Annotated in this window: 12 protein-coding genes; 4 read left to right on the forward strand and 8 right to left on the reverse strand. The window is 69.6% G+C overall.

The features are described 5' to 3' along the window. Positions 1 to 30: 30 nt before the first annotated feature. From ACH45E_RS06180 to ACH45E_RS06210, 7 genes are all read right to left on the reverse strand, one after another. Positions 31 to 870: a hypothetical protein gene (locus tag ACH45E_RS06180; protein ID WP_361444200.1), complete on the reverse strand. Its 840-nt coding sequence runs from the start codon at positions 868 to 870 to the stop codon at positions 31 to 33. 95 nt (positions 871 to 965) lie between these two features. Further along, positions 966 to 1,634 (reverse strand): response regulator transcription factor, encoded by a 669-nt coding sequence (locus ACH45E_RS06185; RefSeq protein ID WP_361444197.1) that lies wholly within the window; start codon positions 1,632 to 1,634, stop codon positions 966 to 968. Further along, complete coding sequence (locus tag ACH45E_RS06190; protein ID WP_399040217.1) at positions 1,631 to 2,902, reverse strand: histidine kinase; 1,272 nt, start codon at positions 2,900 to 2,902, stop codon at positions 1,631 to 1,633. Before ACH45E_RS06190 ends, ACH45E_RS06185 begins: the two co-directional genes overlap by 4 nt. 59 nt (positions 2,903 to 2,961) lie before the next feature. Then, entirely contained in the window at positions 2,962 to 3,813 is an 852-nt protein-coding gene (locus tag ACH45E_RS06195; protein ID WP_361444191.1) for an ABC transporter permease, read from the reverse strand. Next, entirely contained in the window at positions 3,810 to 4,748 is a 939-nt protein-coding gene (locus tag ACH45E_RS06200; protein WP_361444188.1) for an ATP-binding cassette domain-containing protein, read from the reverse strand. The genes ACH45E_RS06195 and ACH45E_RS06200 overlap by 4 nt, the downstream gene beginning before the upstream one ends. A gap of 405 nt (positions 4,749 to 5,153) precedes the next feature. Continuing rightward, positions 5,154 to 5,741, reverse strand: a complete 588-nt coding sequence (locus ACH45E_RS06205; protein ID WP_361444185.1) for a response regulator — start codon at positions 5,739 to 5,741, stop codon at positions 5,154 to 5,156. Beyond that, positions 5,738 to 10,081 (reverse strand): HAMP domain-containing protein, encoded by a 4,344-nt coding sequence (locus tag ACH45E_RS06210; protein WP_399040093.1) that lies wholly within the window; start codon positions 10,079 to 10,081, stop codon positions 5,738 to 5,740. Before ACH45E_RS06210 ends, ACH45E_RS06205 begins: the two co-directional genes overlap by 4 nt. A 126-nt stretch (positions 10,082 to 10,207) precedes the next feature. Here ACH45E_RS06210 and ACH45E_RS06215 point away from each other — a divergent pair, with 126 nt between their 5' ends. Together ACH45E_RS06215 and ACH45E_RS06220 are read left to right on the forward strand one after the other, a co-directional pair. Further along, positions 10,208 to 12,109, forward strand: coding sequence for a SpoIIE family protein phosphatase (locus tag ACH45E_RS06215; protein ID WP_361444179.1), 1,902 nt, complete (start codon positions 10,208 to 10,210; stop codon positions 12,107 to 12,109). 59 nt (positions 12,110 to 12,168) lie between these two features. Beyond that, complete coding sequence (locus ACH45E_RS06220) at positions 12,169 to 13,233, forward strand: DUF6215 domain-containing protein (RefSeq protein WP_361444176.1); 1,065 nt, start codon at positions 12,169 to 12,171, stop codon at positions 13,231 to 13,233. Here ACH45E_RS06220 and ACH45E_RS06225 read toward each other — a convergent pair. Further along, positions 13,227 to 14,144 (reverse strand): NAD-dependent protein deacetylase, encoded by a 918-nt coding sequence (locus tag ACH45E_RS06225; RefSeq protein WP_361444173.1) that lies wholly within the window; start codon positions 14,142 to 14,144, stop codon positions 13,227 to 13,229. The genes ACH45E_RS06220 and ACH45E_RS06225 overlap by 7 nt on opposite strands. Positions 14,145 to 14,249: 105 nt before the next feature. Here ACH45E_RS06225 and ACH45E_RS06230 point away from each other — a divergent pair, with 105 nt between their 5' ends. Then, entirely contained in the window at positions 14,250 to 14,792 is a 543-nt protein-coding gene (locus ACH45E_RS06230; protein WP_361444170.1) for an isochorismatase family cysteine hydrolase, read from the forward strand. Between the two features lie 355 nt (positions 14,793 to 15,147). Further along, positions 15,148 to 15,729, forward strand: coding sequence for a glycoside hydrolase family 25 protein (locus ACH45E_RS06235; protein WP_361444167.1), 582 nt, complete (start codon positions 15,148 to 15,150; stop codon positions 15,727 to 15,729). Positions 15,730 to 15,733 lie beyond the last annotated feature (4 nt).

The following is a 15,733-nucleotide window of genomic DNA, read 5'->3' on the forward strand; positions in this document are numbered from 1 at the left end:
ACGTATCCTGAACGCGGGCCGCTCGGCAGGTCAGGCCGCGTGCCGGGCGGGCCCCGCCGGCTCGGCGACGTCCTTGCGCGTCACACCCAGGTACACGACCAGACCGAGGATGACCGCCAGGAACAGCGCACTGGTGACCACAGTGCCCAGGCCCAGGCCGCCGTCACCGGTCGGCTGGGAGAGGTAGTCGCCGATCGAAGCGCCGAGGGGGCGGGTGAGGATGTAGGCGATCCAGAAGCTCCACACCGCGTCGAGACCGAGCGCGAAGTGCGCGATGGCCACTGCGGCGATGGCCGCCGCGAACAGGACCGCCGACAGCCAGTAACCGAGGTTCATGCGCTCGGAGACCAGGTCGCCGGCGGCGGTTCCCAGGGCGAAGGTGAACAGCACCGCGAGCCAGTAGAAGGACTCGCGGCCGGTGGTGTCGATGCTGTGGATGGACAGCGTCCGCTCCCGGCGGTACCAGACCACGAACACCACCGCGAGGACGAGCCCGAACACCGTCGTACTCGTCTCCAGCGGCACGCCCATGTTGTCGGTGAGATTGTCGCTGATCAGGGTGCCGACGACGCTGATCAATGCCACGGCGAGCCAGTACACGCCCGCCCGGTACGCACGCGTACGGAACTGCACCACCAGCACGACGGCCAGCAGGGCGCTCATCAGCACCGACACGCCGGTCAGGCCGAGGCCCGCCTTCTCGTTCAGCAGGTCGGCCGCGGTCTCCCCGACCGTCGTGCACAGCACCTTGATGACCCAGAAGAAGACGGTGACCTCGGGCACCTTGTTCCAGCGCAGCCGGTGTCGCGCAGGCGTGGCCGGCACGCCGGCCGCAGGGATCGCGGAGGTTTCGGATGTCTCATACCTCATGGACAGCGACCGTGCCACCGGACACCTGAACGCATCCTGACCGAGGCGAAGACGGTGGCGAACCGGGTCGTACGCCAAAGGCCCGGACGCTCCGCTCAGCCCGCCTGGGGCCGGGCCAGGCCGTGGTCGTAGGCGAAGATCACAGCCTGGACGCGGTCGCGAGCGCCGATCTTGGACAGGACGCGGCCGACATGGGTCTTCACCGTGGACTCCGACAGGACGAAACGCGTGGCGATCTCGCTGTTGGTCCAGCCCTTGCCGATGGCGACGAGGATCTCGCGTTCGCGGCCGGTGAGGGCACCCAGGCGCGGGTCCTCGGCCAAGCCGTCGCCGCCGGCCGGCACGAGACGGGCGAACTCGTGCAGCAGGCGGCGGGTGAGCGCGGGCGCGATCACGGCGTCTCCGAGGGAGACGGCACGGATGCCCGCGAGAAGTTCCTCGGGTCGGGCGTCCTTGAGCAGGAAGCCGCTGGCCCCGGCACGCAAGGCGGCATAGACGTACTCGTCGAGGTCGAACGTGGTGAGGACGAGGACCCGGGAACGGTCGCCGGTGGCGACGATGCGGCGCGTGGCCTCGATTCCGTCCATGCCCGGCATGCGTACGTCCATGAGGATGACATCGGGGCGCAGTTCGGCGGCCTTGCGCACGGCCTCGGCTCCGTGCGCGGCCTCGCCGACCACCACCGTCTCGGGCACGGAGTCCAGAAGCATGCGGAAGCCGAACCGCTGGAGCGGCTGGTCATCCACGACGAGCACAGTGGTCACCCGGCAGCACCGCCCCTGGGCGCGAGGTCGAGTGCGGCCCGCACGGTCCACCCCGGGCCGGCGGGACCCGCGCTGACGTGTCCGCCGAAGAGAGCCGCTCGTTCTCGCATGCCCACCAGGCCGTGTCCTTCCTCGCTCGCCCCGCCGGGACGTTCGGCCGGGGCCGGCGGGCCGGAGTCCTGGACGGTGATGGTCAGCCGTGTGTCCTCCACGACGATCGCCAGGTTCGCACGGGCACCGGCACCGGCGTGCTTGAGGGTGTTCGTCAGGGCCTCCTGGACGATGCGGTAGACCGTCAGCTGCACCCCCCTGTCGAGGGAGTCGACGTGTCCCGCCGTACGGTAGACGACCTCCAGACCCGCCGCGCGCACCCCCTCGCACAGCGCGTCGATGTCCGCGAGACCCGGCTGCGGGCTCAGCTCGGGCTCGGCCTGAGGGCCGTCCACCTCACGCAGAACGCCGAGCACCCGCCGTAGTTCGCTCAGGGCCTGACGACCGGTGTAGCCGATGAGGTGCAGAGCCTCCTTTCCCCGCTCCGGGGCGACGGCAGTGGCGTAGGCGCCCGCGTCGGCGAGGGTGATGATGACGGACAGGTTGTGGCCGACGATGTCGTGCATCTCGCGGGCCACCCGCGCCCGCTCGGCTGCGACGGCGAGCCTGCCGCGCTGGTCGCGTTCTGTCTCCAGCCGGGCCGCGCGGTCGCGCAGCGCGGCCAGCTGCGCCCGCCGGATGCGGATCATCAGGCCGAGCGCGAGTGCGGCGGTCGCCGTGCTGAGCAGGAAGAACAACGCGTCCCAGATCGACACCGCCGCCGACACCCGCGCCGCCACCAGGAGCAGCGCACCCGCCATGACCGCACAGGCCCACGGCAGCTGCCGCAGCCGCCCGTGCAGGGCCAGGCTGTACAGGGCGACGAAGAGGGCGACGTCCGCACGGAGTACGGCGCCGAGCGACCACTGGAGGACGAACACGGTCGCGACGGCGCCGAAGGCGACGGCGGGTGCCCGGCGCCGCCACAGCAGCGGTAGCACCAGTCCGGCCTGCAGGGCCAGCATGCCCGCCACGGGCAACCGGGTGAAGGCCATGCGGAACCGGCGCGGGCCGTCGCCGTCCCCGCCGATCGCGCCGACCGCGTGCAGCACGTCCGGCAGACAGAACAGCAGGGAGACCAGGGCCACCACCGCGGTGTCCAGCACCCACGGACGGGCCCGGTCGGCGTGCCGAAGCCGCTGGCCGACCCGGCCGAGCCGGGCGACCAGCGGCCCCATCCCGCTGAGATCTTCGGTGGTCACGGAGGTCACCACCTCATGATGCCGGTGGCTGCTGCTCACACGTCGCTGCGTAGCAGCCGGTACGCCGCCCCGGCCAGCGCCAGTGCCGTCCAGCCGAGGAAGACGAGGAGCCCGGCGGAGGGCGACAGGGCGGTGGCGTCATGGGTCAGGGCGAAGACCGACTCGCCGGCGTGGCTCGGCAGGTAGGGGTCGATGTCGCCCTGCCACGAGGTGGGCAGCAGGGAGACCAGTCCGGGCACCAGCATGAGGGCGGCGACCAGGACCGAGATGCCGCCGGCGACGGACCGCAGCAGCGCCCCCAGGGCGGTGCCGATCACGCCGACCAGGCCGAGGTAGAGCCCGGCGCCCAGCAGGCTGCGTACGACGCCGGCCTGACCGAGGCCCATGGCGGCGGGCGTGCCGGAGACGATCCGGCTGCCGACGAGGAAGGCGACGAACGCGCCGACGGTGGCGACCACCAGGGCGACCAGTCCGTACACCGCCGCCTTGGACCACAGCACGGGCAGCCGACGCGGTACGGCCGCGAGGGTCGAGCGGATCATGCCGGTGGAGTACTCGCCCGCCGTGACCAGCACGCCGAGCACCCCAAGGGCGAGCTGGGCGAAGTTCGTACCGAAGAGGGACAGGCTCACGGCCGTCGACGTCGCGAAGTCGCGGTCCATGGGCCGGCCGGAGTCGAGATTGGACTTGTAGTGGCTCGCGGCGATGACGCCGAAGGCCACGAGGAACAGCAGGCCCAGGCCGAGGGTGATCCAGGTGGAGCGCAGGGACCAGAGCTTGGCCCACTCCGAGGACAGCACGCGCCGGCCGGTCACCCGGTAGGCGGGCCGGGCCTGAGCGGCCGGAACGGTCTCGGGGGTGTCGGGTGTCGCCGTGAGGGTGCTCATGCCGCGCTCCCGGAGGTCTCGGTGCCGGTGGTGGAACCGTGGTACTCCACGGCGTCCCTGGTCAGTTCCATGAATGCCTCCTCCAGCGACACCGCCCTCGTGGTCAGCTCGAACAGCGGGATCCCGTGCTCGGCCGCCTTCAGTCCGATCTCGCGGGCGGACACCCCGGTCACCTGCAGTTCCTCGGAGCCGATGCGGCCGGTGATCTCCACGCCCGGCCCGGCCAGCACGTCCCGCAGCCGCGCGGGGTCGTTCGTCGCGACCTGCACGCTGTCGCCGCCCGCCTCGCGGACCAGGTCCCGCACGGTCGTGTCGGCCAGCAGCCGGCCCCGCCCGACGATGATCAGGTGATCCGCCACCAGCGACACCTCGCTCATCAGATGCGAGGAGACGAAGACCGTGCGCCCCTCGGCCGCCAGGGAGGTGAGCAGGTTCCGGATCCACAGGACGCCCTCCGGGTCCAGCCCGTTGACCGGCTCGTCCAGCATCACCGTCTGCGGATCGCCCAGCAGGGCCGCCGCGATGCCGAGCCGTTGACCCATGCCGAGCGAGAAGGCACCCGCCCGCTTCTTCGCGACGCTGCCGAGACCGGCGAGTTCGACGACCTCGTCGACGCGGCGGCGGGGAACGCCGTGGGTCAGCGCGAGAGCCCGGAGGTGGTTGTAGGCGGAGCGGCCCGGGTGGACCGACTTCGCCTCCAGCAGCGCCCCGACCTCCTGCAGCGGTGCCTGGTGGCGCGCGTAACGCTGACCGTTCACCGTGACGGAGCCGCTCGTCGGCGCGTCCAGGCCGACGATCATGCGCATCGTCGTGGACTTCCCCGCACCGTTGGGCCCGAGGAAGCCGGTCACCGAACCCGGCTTCACGGTGAAGTCCAGACCGTCGACGGCTGTCTTCTCCCCGTACCTCTTGGTGAGCTGTAGTGCGTCGATCATTCGCGTTCTCTCTTTCGGGCCGCGGCGTCCGGCACGCCTGACGCCTCCTCCGCCACGCTAGGACCGCGATGTCCCGGATCCGGTCGTACCAGGGACTGAAGAGCGCGGCGCAGGTGGTACCGGGGTACTACGACCAGTGGCCCGGAGTGCGTGGGTGCGTGCGCCGCCACAACGCAGCAGCACCTCCATCAGCTGCCACTCACCCATACGGGGGAGCGGCACGGTTCTTCCCGGGCGTCGTGGTCCTGCCACTGGAGAATCCGACCATGGGTACTGGTGGGCGGACCCGACGGGTCGGTGTGCTCTATCTCCTGCTGGCGGCCGGGGCGCGGCGGGGGCGGTGTGGGTGGCCTTGGGGTTCGGCCTGCCCGTGGCCGAGACGGTGGCGACACTGCTTCCGTACCTCTACTCGATGCTGGTGCGACCTGGCAGCAGGGCCCCCACGGCGCGCTCCACCGCCGCGATGCGGTCGGCGAGTCCTGCCGTGTCGGCGTCGGGCCGGTTGCGCAGCAGCAGCTCGATCTGGGCCAGCCGCTCGGTGATCTCAGCGAGCCGGTCCGCGTCTCCCGCCACGGCGCGCATCGCCAACTGGCGGTTCTTTCGGTGCAGATCGAGAAAGACATTGACTTTGGTGCGCAGTACCCATGGATCGATGGGCTTGGTGATGAAGTCGGCGGCGCCGATCGCGTATCCCCGGTACGCGTAGTCCGTACCGGCCTCGGTTCCGGTCAGCAGAATGATGGGCACGTCCTTGGTCTGGTCGAGGCGCTTGATGTTGGCCGCGGTCTCGAAGCCGTCCATGCCGGGCATCCGAACGTCCAGGAGGACGACCGCGAACTCCTGGCGCAGCATCGCCTTCAGCGCCTGTTCCCCTGAGCGCGCGCGGACCAGGTGTTGGTGCAGCGGGCCGAGTACGGCCTCGAACGCGATGAGGTTCTCCTCCATGTCATCGACGATGAGGATGCTGCACTGGTCGGCCGAGTTGGTGCTCATGGCGTGTTCCCCGGCGGGCCGTCGGCACCGTTGTGGTGCACGCCCGGCGGTTCATCACAGGCGCCGGGGCCCTGCGCCGGGGCAGGGGAGTCACTCTGCGGGTCGAGCAGATCGCAGATGACCGACAGCAGGCGGTCGACGTTCACCGGCTTGGGCACGTACTCGTTGGCGCCGCTGTCGATCGCCTTGTCGCGGTCGCCCGGCATCGCCTTGGCGGTGAGCGCGATGATGGGCAGGTGGGCGAGGCGAGAGGCTCCCCGTATGGCGCGGATGGTCTCGTACCCATCCATCTCGGGCATCATGATGTCCATGAGGATCAGGGAGACGTCAGGGCTCCGTTCCAGGACCTCGAGGCCCTCCAGGCCGTTCTCCGCATATTTCACGGTGATGCCGACCCGCCCCAGTACGTGAGTGAGGGCGAAGACATTGCGGATGTCGTCGTCGACGATGAGGATGCGACGGCCTGCCAGGACGCGACCGGGACGCCCGCTGAGCCATTCCTTGAGCCGTGTCGTCTCCGGCCAGGTGTCCTCGCGCCCCTCGGCGGTCCCCGCGGTTGCCCTGTCCATCAGGTCGTCCGCGAGGCGGCCCGGAGCCAGGACGCCGGAGCCGCGGTTTCCGGCGCCGTCCAGCACGTGATCGGGTGACGCGTCCTCGGAGACCGCCGTCGGCGCCCGGGTTCCTGCGGGCAGCGCGGGCGGGACGCTGACGGTGCGCAGCTCCGCCGGGCTCAGCTCCGCCGGGCCAATCACAGCGGTCGCGCCGGGGTAGTCCAGGGGAATGTAGAGGGTGAACCGGGAGCCGACCCCCGGCTCGCTCTCGGCGACGATCTTCCCGCCGAGCATCCCGGCGATCTCCCGGCTGATGGACAGGCCGAGGCCGGTGCCGCCGTACTTGCGGTTGGTGGTGCCCTCGGACTGCCGGAACGCTTCGAAGATCACCGGAAGCTTCTCGCGGGCGATACCGATCCCGGTGTCCTTCACGGAGAACGCGATGACCGCCTCCGCGTTCTTGAGCGTCTCCTCGGCGAACTGTTCCCCCGGCACCCGGTTGACGCCCAACTCCACGCTGCCGGAGTGGGTGAACTTCACCGCGTTGGACAACAGGTTGCGCAGCACCTGCTGGAGTCGCTGCTCGTCGGAGTACAGCTCGCCCGGTACATCTTTCTCGACCGTGATCTCGAAGCCCAGACCGCGGTCGATGGTGAGCGGCCGGAACGTCGCGTGGACGTAGTCGAGCAGCTTGATCAGCGGGAGCGTCTTCGGACGCACGTCCATCCGCCCGGCCTCGATCTTCGAAAGGTCGAGGATGTCGCTGATCAGCTGGAGCAGATCCGAACCCGAGCGGTAGATGGTGGTCGCGAACTGCACCTCCTGTTCGCCCAGATGTCCGTCGGGGTTGTCGGCCAGCAGCCGGGCAAGGATCAGCAGCGAGTTGAGCGGCGTGCGCAGCTCGTGCGACATGTTCGCGAGGAACTCCGACTTGTACTGCGAGGCGGTCGCGAGCAGGGCGGCCTTCTCCTCCAGCTCGGCGTTGGAGCGCTGGAGCTCGTCCGACCGCTCGCGCAACTCGGAGGTGAGCCGCTGGGACTGCGAGAGCAGGGACTCCGTACGCGAGTTGGCGATGATCGTGTTGATCGAGACGCCGATCGTGTTGGCGAACTGGTCGATGAAGGCCAGGTGCACCTCGTTGAACTTGCTCAGCGAGGCCAGCTCGATCACTCCGAGTACCTGGTCCTCGAAGAGGATGGGCAGGATGACGATGCTGGCCGGATAGGCCGTGCCGAGCCCGGAGTTGATGGTGATGTAGTCGGGCGGGACGTCCATGATGAGGATGCGCTGCTTCTCCTGCGCGGCCTGTGCGATCAGCCCGCGGCCCGGAGTGCCGGTGCCGGGGAGCGGGCTGCCGCCGCCGGCCTGGTCGGCACCGTAGCCGGCGATGAACTGAAGGCCCTCGCCGGGAGACGCCCCTGCCTCGGCCAGGAAGAACGCACCGAACTGCGCGTTCACCAGTGGGGTCAGTTCGCGCAGGATCAGATCGGCGACCTCCACCAGGTCACGGTGGCCCTGCATGAGCGCGGCCATGCGGGTGAGGTTGGACTCCAGCCAGTCCTTGGCACGGGTGGTCTCGCGGAGGTTGGAGACCATGAGGTTGATGTTGTTCTTCAGTTCGGCGACCTCACCCTGGGCCTCGACCGCGATGGCACGGGACATGTCGCCCTGGGTGACCGCGCTGGCCACCTCCGCGATCGCACGGACCTGGGTGGTGAGGTTCAGGGCCAGCTCGTTGACGTTGGTCGTCAGCCGTTTCCACGTTCCGTAGACGCCCTCGACCCGGGCCTGACCGCCCAGCTGTCCCTCGCTGCCGACCTCCCGGGCCACGCGGGTGACCTCGGAGGAGAACGAGGAGAGCGTGTCGACCATCGTGTTGATGGTGGTCTTCAGCTCCAGGATCTCGCCGCGGGCGTCCACGTCGATCTTCTTCGACAGGTCGCCCTGGGCGACGGCGGTGGCGACCTGGGCGATGTTGCGCACCTGCGAGGTGAGGTTGTCCGCCATGAAGTTGACGTTGTCCGTGAGGTCCTTCCACACCCCCGACGCTCCGCGGACCCGCGCCCGGCCGCCCAGCCGCCCCTCCGTGCCGACCTCGCGGGACACCCGGGTGACCTCGTCCGCGAACGCGCGCAGCTGCTCGACCATCGTGTTCACGGTGTCCTTCAGCTGCAGGATCTCGCCGCGCGCATCGACCGTGATCTTCTTCGACAGGTCGCCGTTGGCGACCGACGTGGTCACCTGGGCGATGTTGCGGACCTGCGAGGTCAGGTTCGACGCCATGAAGTTGACGTTGTCCGTCAGCTCCTTCCACACGCCCGAGACCCCGCGGACCTGCGCCTGTCCGCCCAGATTGCCCTCGGTGCCGACCTCGCGCGCGACCCGGGTGACCTCGTCCGCGAATGCCGACAGCTGGTCGACCATCGTGTTGATCGTCGACTTCAGCTCCAGGATCTCGCCCTTCGCCTCCACCGTGATCGTCTTGCCCAGGTCCCCCTGGGCGACGGCGGTGGCGACCTGGGCGATGTTGCGCACCTGCGAGGTGAGGTTGTCCGCCATGAAGTTGACGTTCTCCGTGAGGTCCTTCCACACCCCGGACACGCCGCGGACCTGAGCCCGGCCGCCCAGCCGCCCCTCGGTGCCGACTTCGCGGGCGACGCGTGTGACCTCGTCCGCGAACGCCGACAGCTGGTCGACCATCGTGTTCACGGTGTTCTTGAGCTGCAGGATCTCGCCCCGGGCGTCCACCGCGATCTTCTGACTCAGATCGCCGGTGGCGACCGCCGTGGTCACCTGGGCGATGTTGCGGACCTGGGAGGTCAGATTCGAGGCCATGAAGTTGACGTTGTCGGTGAGGTCCTTCCACACCCCGGAGACGCCCGGTACCTGTGCCCGGCCGCCCAGCTGCCCTTCCGTGCCGACTTCGCGGGACACCCGGGTGACCTCGTCGGCGAACGCGCGCAGCTGGTCGACCATCGTGTTCACGGTGAGCTTCAGTTCAAGGAGCTCGCCGGTCGCCTCGACCGTCACCGTGCGGGTCAGATCGCCGCGTGCGACCGCCGTGGTCACCACCGCGATGTCGCGGACCTGCGCGGTCAGCCGGGAGGCCATCGTGTTGACGGCCTCGGTCACGTAGCGCCAGTCGCCGGCCAGACCCTGCACCGTGGCACGCCCGCCGAGACGGCCATCGGTGCCGACCTCCCGGGCGACGCGGGTCAGCTCGCCGGTGAACAGCGACAGCTGCTCCACCATGCGATTCACCCCACGCCCCAGGCGCCGTAGATCGCCGCGGAGCTGGCGCTTGCCGTCGTGCAACTCGGCGCGCTGCGTCAGATCACCGTCGGCGACGGCATCCAGCACGCGCGTGGCGTTCACGACCGGGACGGCCAGTGCTTCCAGCAGCGTGTTGGCCGCTTCCACGCTCGTCGTCCACTCTCCCTGGCCGGGACTCGCCGCGAGTCGCTCGTCCAGCCGCCCCTGGCGGACCACCTCCCGGCGCACTCGCTCGAGCTCGGCGGCCAGGTGCGCGTTCCGCGTGATGATCTGGTTGAACACCCCCGCCATCTCGGCGAGGAGCCCATCGGGCAGATTTCCTATGCGTACGGTGAAGTCGCCGTCACAGAGGGAATTCATGGCCGCGAGCAGGGGGCGCAATTCGGCCACTCTCACCCACTCGCCGTCCGGGCCGGAAACCGGCCGGCCTGATGCCTCAGGTCTGGTGTCAGAGGGCCCCTGCCCGCGGAGTTCGGGGCGAGGGGAGGTGAGTTCAGGCTGGGTGACGGATTCCATGGCGCCCCATTCCCCGGCAGGCAAAAGATATGATTACGCCGCTTAGAGTACATTCGTCCTGTATATGCCGACAGTGAGATTGGCCGGGAGTCGCCAGTGGGGCCGTCCCTTGACCCGCGTGCAGCCATGGCACGGACGCGTATCCCTGCCAACGAGCTCGCAGCTTCGGCCGCACGCACGTTTCTGCGTGGCGTGTTCGCCGAGCGGGCCGCTGTGCTCCTCCTCGGGGCACCGGCGATCAGTGACCGGCTCGTCGATGACGCCGTGCTCCTCGTCAGTGAGCTGGTCACCAGTGCCGCCACGCACGATGCGTCCGAGGTCGAGGTGGCCTGCCGCCTCGAGACCGGTCAGGGGTCCCAGGCCGATTCCACACGTGGCGAGGCCGTGTGTGTGGGTGTCGTGGTCGAGGTGTCGGAGTGCGGTCCCCCCGGCTCCCGTGGCAGCGGAAAAGGCGTACAGAGCCACGTACGCGGCTATGGCCGGCAGCTGATGCGCACGCTCGCCGAATCCTGGGGGATGACCCACCGGCCCACCGGGAAGACAGCCTGGTTCCGTCTGGAATGCGCGAGGGTGGCCCCGCTCGCGCCCACGGAGCAGGGTGCCGCCGGCTCCCTCACCGAGACCGTCCGCCGCCTGCCGGCCCCCGAGCCCGTGCTGCCGCGCAACCGCCGGGGCCGCGGCGTCGAGTGGGCCGAGCGCGAAGGGCAGTCGTTCCTCGCCGAGGCCGGAGAGCTCCTCGCCGGACAGTTGGACGACGACATGGTCGCCGCGCTCGCCGGCCAGCTCCTGGTCCCCAGGCTCGCCGACTGGTGCGGAGTATGGCTGACCACGGAAAACGCCGAGATGCGGCTCTCCCATGTCTGGCACAAGGACGAGCGGCACATCCGCACGCTCCGCCTGGCGCTGGAGAAGGACCGTCCGTCCGCCAGACTGAGCACGACCGGTGTCCCCTGGCCCTGGCCCGAGTGCGGAGGCACCGAGAACACGGGCGGCTCGGCGCTGGCGTTCCCGCTCGTCTCGGGCCGCCGGTGCCAGGGCACGCTCCTGATCGGCCAGGAGGGGCTGCCTCAGCTCACCGATGCCGTCGTACGGCTCGCGGAGGACGTGGCCCGACGCGTGGCCCAGGCGGTGGTCATCGCCCGGCACTACACGCGGCAGGCAAGCATCAGCCGGATGCTCCAGCGCAGGCAACTCCCCCCGTCCCTCGCCACCATTCCGGGCATCGACACGGCGATCGTCTACGAGCCCTGCGGTGAGGACCAGACCGTCGGCGGGGACTTCTATGACCTGTTCCCGATGGGAGACCACCGGTGGTGCTTCCTGCTCGGCGACGTGTGCGGCCACGACCTGGAGGCGATGTCCGTCACCGGCCTGGCCCGGCACCTCGTACGGCTGTTGGCACGTGAGGGCCACGGCATCGAGTCCCTGCTCAACCGGCTGAACCTCGCCATGGCGGAAGAGGCCGCCGAAGCCGTGGCGTTCCGCGGCGAGCGGGAAGGCTCCCGCTTCCTGAGCCTGCTGTACGGGGAGTTGGAGCCCGACTTGGTCACCGGCGGCGCACGTTGCATGATGGCCAGCGCCGGGCACCCGCCTCCGTTGCGGCTGTCGACGGACGGGGCGGTGACTCCGGCCGCGGACTCGCAGATGCTGCTCGGCATCGATGAGCATGCGCAGTTCCACGCCAACTCCTTCATCCTCGCGCCCGGTGAGACGCTGTTGTGCGTGACCGACGGTGTGACCGAACGCCGCAGAGGGACAAGGCAGTTGGACGACGACGACGGCCTGGCGAACGTGCTCCGGGGATGCCTGGGACTCGGCGCGAAGGCCGTGGCCGAACGAGTTCGGCAAGCCGCTCACGACTTCAGTACCGAACCGATCGACGACGACCTCGCCGTACTGGTGCTGGAGGCAGTGCCAGTACCGGGAGGCACGACGGGTGCGGCAACGGTGGCGACGGCGCTCCGGGCGGCCGGACCGGTGGACGCCGCCGGTCTTCCGCACACCGCGGGACCGGGACAGCGCCGGTAGGGCCCGGAATTGTGGCTTCCGCCATGGCGAACCTAATCTTGTCCTGCTGAGATCACCGGGTGCTTGGATTCCTCCTCCGTCGCCTCCCGTTCTGGGTCCGCGAACCCCTGTTCATTGTGATCGGTTCTGTTCTCGGCGTACGCATCATGTATCTCGCCGTCCGCGATCACGACCTGACCGCGACCGGTCTCGGCATCGTCTTCCTCGTGTTCACCGCTGTACGCGTCTACACGGTGGTCCGGGCCCTGCGCACACGCCGGAATGCGAGTCCGGCGGCCTCCGATGACGGGGCGGCGGGCGATGCTGGTCCCCAGCCCCAGCCCCAGCCCCAGCCCCAGCCCCAGCCCCAGCCCCAGCCCCAGCCTCAGCTTCGAGCCCCGGCCCAGGCCGCAGCCGGGCCGGGCCCCGGCGCGGTGGGTCCGGAGAAGGAGCCCAACGTGTGGGGCCAGGCCGTCGCGGCCGTAGCCGTGTTCGGGGCCCTCGCGGCCGCGCTGTGGCTGGCTCCACGCGTGCTGCCGTCCGACGACGGCGCGCCGCGGCGTGCCTCGTGTTCGAGCGAGGAGCACGAGAAACTGCCGAAGGCATACAAGGAGACGCCCCGTGCTGTGACCGGTGACGAGCTGTGCGAGGCACTCAACCGGCCCGACCTCGCCCAACTCCTTGGCACGCCTGGAGAGACCGCGTGGACGGCTTCCGGGTCCAACAACACCGCTGCCCTGACCGCCGGGAAGGTCGCCGAGCCGGAGGCCGAGATCGCGTTCGACACGTACACCGTGAATCTGTCGGCCACTTACAACGAGCTGTCGACCGCCCAGTACGTGAAGCTGATGAAGTACGGGAATGAGAGCAACGTCAGGACGCTCACTGTTCTGGGCCGGCCCGCGGTCTTCTCCTCGGACCACACCATGAAGTTCAAGATCAACCTGGGGAGCGGCGGATCCGGCGGACCGGCCGAGGAGGGCCCCCTGGCCAGGACGCTGTCCGTGGCGCTGGACCGCAAGGACCGGGGCGGCTCAGTCGACCTCACCGTGTGGAGCGAGTCCGGAGCCCTCCCGGACGACAGCGCTCTCCTCGGCATCGCTGAAAAGGTCCTGCCGGCGATCCCCGAACGCACCGTTCACTGAGACGCCGGAGATGCCTGCGGAGACGGCTGGCCGTCGACGGGGATGCCCAGCGTGTCGGCCACGGTCGTGAGGGCCGTTCCCAGCGGGAGGGCTGCCCGGGCGAGGGCGTACCGGTCGCCGCGGGTCGGGTCCCGGTTGACGATCAGCACGGGCTTCCCGGCCTCGGCCGCCTGACGGACGAACCGTAGCCCGGACATCACCGTCAGCGAGGATCCCAGGACCAACAGTGAGGTCGCCTCACGGACCAGCCGACGGCAGTGCTCGACCCGCTGCGGCGGCACGGCTTCACCGAAGAACACCACGTCCGGTTTGAGGATGCCGCCGCAGACCGTGCAGGGCACCACGCGAAAGCCCCGGACTTGTTCATCGGTGAGATCGGCGTCGCCGTCGGGGTTGATGCCGGCGGCCACCGGCTCGAAGCTCGCGTTGGCCTCCTCCAGCCGTCGGGCGAGTTCCCGGCGCGGGCTGAAGGCACCGCAGGAAAGGCACACGACCCGGGCCAGGCTTCCGTGGAGTTCCACGGCCTCGCTGCCGGCGGCCTGGTGCAGGCCGTCGACGTTCTGGGTGATCACGCCCGAGAGCAGGCCGTGCCGCCCGAACGCGGCCACGGCCCGGTGCCCGGCATTGGGGCGGGCGCGTCCGAAGGTGCGCCAGCCGAGGTGGCTGCGCGCCCAGTACCGGCGCCGGGCGTGGGCGCCGGCGGTGAAGTCCTGGTAGGTCATCGGGGTGTGCCGGCTCAGGCTCCCACCCTCGCCCCGGTAGTCGGGAATGCCCGACTCCGTGGAGATGCCGGCCCCGCTGAGCACCAGCACACCGCCCGTGCTCAGCGCATCGGCGACCGGCTGCAGATCCGTGGTGGCCGGAGGCAGGTCCTCGGTGGGGGTCCAGTTCAAGGTGGGGCGCATGCGCATGCCGCCAGCGTACGGAACAGGCTGCCTTCGGCACGCCCGCTCGGACATGCTCGCCCTGGCAGGCCGCGGTAGGGTGATCATGCTGGGAAGGGCCCTACGGAGATCATGGACACCACCGCACTGATCGTCATCGACATGATCAACACCTATGACCACCCCGATGCCGAGCTGCTACTGCCCTCGGTGTCCGTGGTGGTCCCACGGGTGGTATCGCTCCTGGAACGGGCCCGGGAGAACGACGTGCCGGTCGTCTACGTCAACGACAACTTCGGCGAATGGCGCTCCCACCACGGCGAACTGCTGGACAAGGCGCTCGCAGGACCGCACGCCTGCCTCGTCGAACCGCTGCGTCCGGACGACTCCTCGCTCTTCATCGTCAAGGCGCGCCACTCGATCTTCTACGAGACACCGCTGGGCTACCTCCTCTCCCAGCAGGGCATCGACCACCTGGTCCTGTGCGGTCAGGTCACCGAGCAGTGCGTGCTCTACTCGGCGCTGGACGCTCACATCCGCCACCTCGACGTGACGGTCCCGCGCGACGCGGTGGCCCACATCCACCGCGATCTGGCGGACGCCGCACTGCGCATGATGGAGCGCAACATGAGCGCTCGGGTGTGCTCGAGCGACGAGTTGTGGCCGCGCGACTGAGGCTTTCGGCCCAGGCTGACGGCAGCGGCTGCTGCAAGTTGCGCGACACGGCCACCGGACAGATCGTGGAAGAGACCGCGGAGGACCGCACCGTGCCGGACCGGCGTGCGGACGCCTGGTATCCGGAGCGGCAGCACCGCGAGCGCCATGGCGAGGATGCCGTGGTGCCCGTGAAGATCACCGGCTTGGGCGGGTTCTTCGACGCAGACGAGCGACCCGAGGAACTGGTCGTGCTCGCTGAGCGCTTGAGAACCCCAGCCTGTTCGCGGTCGAGTACCCGCCTGAGCCCGAGGCGGCGATGTCGTGGACGGCTGCCCACGGTGCTCCCCCCGGATCGACACATCGGAGGACCACCATGACGATCAAGGGCTACGACGTATCCGCCTTCCAGAACGCGAAGTTCCCCACCGACGGCACCAGCTTCGCGTTCATCAAGGCCACCGAGGACCGTTCCTACGTCAACCCCAAGCAGAGGGAACAGGCCGCGCACGCCCGCGCCGCGGGCCTGGTCGTCGGCTTCTACCACTTCCTGCACCCGGGCCACATCAAGGAGCAGGCGGCCCACTTCGTGAAGGCCTGCGCGAGCATCGAGCACGACCTGCTGGTCGTCGACTGGGAGACCAACCCGAACGGCACCGCGGCGACCTGCGCGGAGAAGGACTCCTTCATCGCCGAGGTCAAGCGGCTCGGCGGCTCCCACCACAAGGTCGGGCTGTACTGCAACCGGGACTTCTGGACCCATCGGGACACCACCAGCAACGCGGGTGACTTCCTCTGGATCGCCGAATACGGCGTGCACGCGGGCAAGCCCAACATCCACGCGAAGTGGATGTTCCACCAGTACACCGACGCACCGCTGGACACCAACGTGGGCAACTTCGCCTCCAAGGACGAACTGGTCGCCTTCGCGGGCGGTACGAGCGGCAGGAGGAACTAGAGCC

This window comes from Streptomyces sp. NPDC020299 (genome assembly GCF_044387825.1).
In the GTDB taxonomy this organism is placed as follows: domain Bacteria; phylum Actinomycetota; class Actinomycetes; order Streptomycetales; family Streptomycetaceae; genus Streptomyces.

Coding starts and splice junctions, on each gene's coding strand:
- ACH45E_RS06180 (WP_361444200.1), bottom strand. CDS start 870: ATGAGGTATGAGACATCCGAAACCTCCGCGATCCCTGCGGCCGGCGTG.
- ACH45E_RS06190 (WP_399040217.1), bottom strand. CDS start 2,902: ATGGGGCCGCTGGTCGCCCGGCTCGGCCGGGTCGGCCAGCGGCTTCGG.
- ACH45E_RS06195 (WP_361444191.1), bottom strand. CDS start 3,813: ATGAGCACCCTCACGGCGACACCCGACACCCCCGAGACCGTTCCGGCC.
- ACH45E_RS06200 (WP_361444188.1), bottom strand. CDS start 4,748: ATGATCGACGCACTACAGCTCACCAAGAGGTACGGGGAGAAGACAGCC.
- ACH45E_RS06205 (WP_361444185.1), bottom strand. CDS start 5,741: ATGAGCACCAACTCGGCCGACCAGTGCAGCATCCTCATCGTCGATGAC.
- ACH45E_RS06210 (WP_399040093.1), bottom strand. CDS start 10,081: ATGGAATCCGTCACCCAGCCTGAACTCACCTCCCCTCGCCCCGAACTC.
- ACH45E_RS06215 (WP_361444179.1), top strand. CDS start 10,208: ATGGCACGGACGCGTATCCCTGCCAACGAGCTCGCAGCTTCGGCCGCA.
- ACH45E_RS06225 (WP_361444173.1), bottom strand. CDS start 14,144: ATGCGCATGCGCCCCACCTTGAACTGGACCCCCACCGAGGACCTGCCT.
- ACH45E_RS06230 (WP_361444170.1), top strand. CDS start 14,250: ATGGACACCACCGCACTGATCGTCATCGACATGATCAACACCTATGAC.
- ACH45E_RS06235 (WP_361444167.1), top strand. CDS start 15,148: ATGACGATCAAGGGCTACGACGTATCCGCCTTCCAGAACGCGAAGTTC.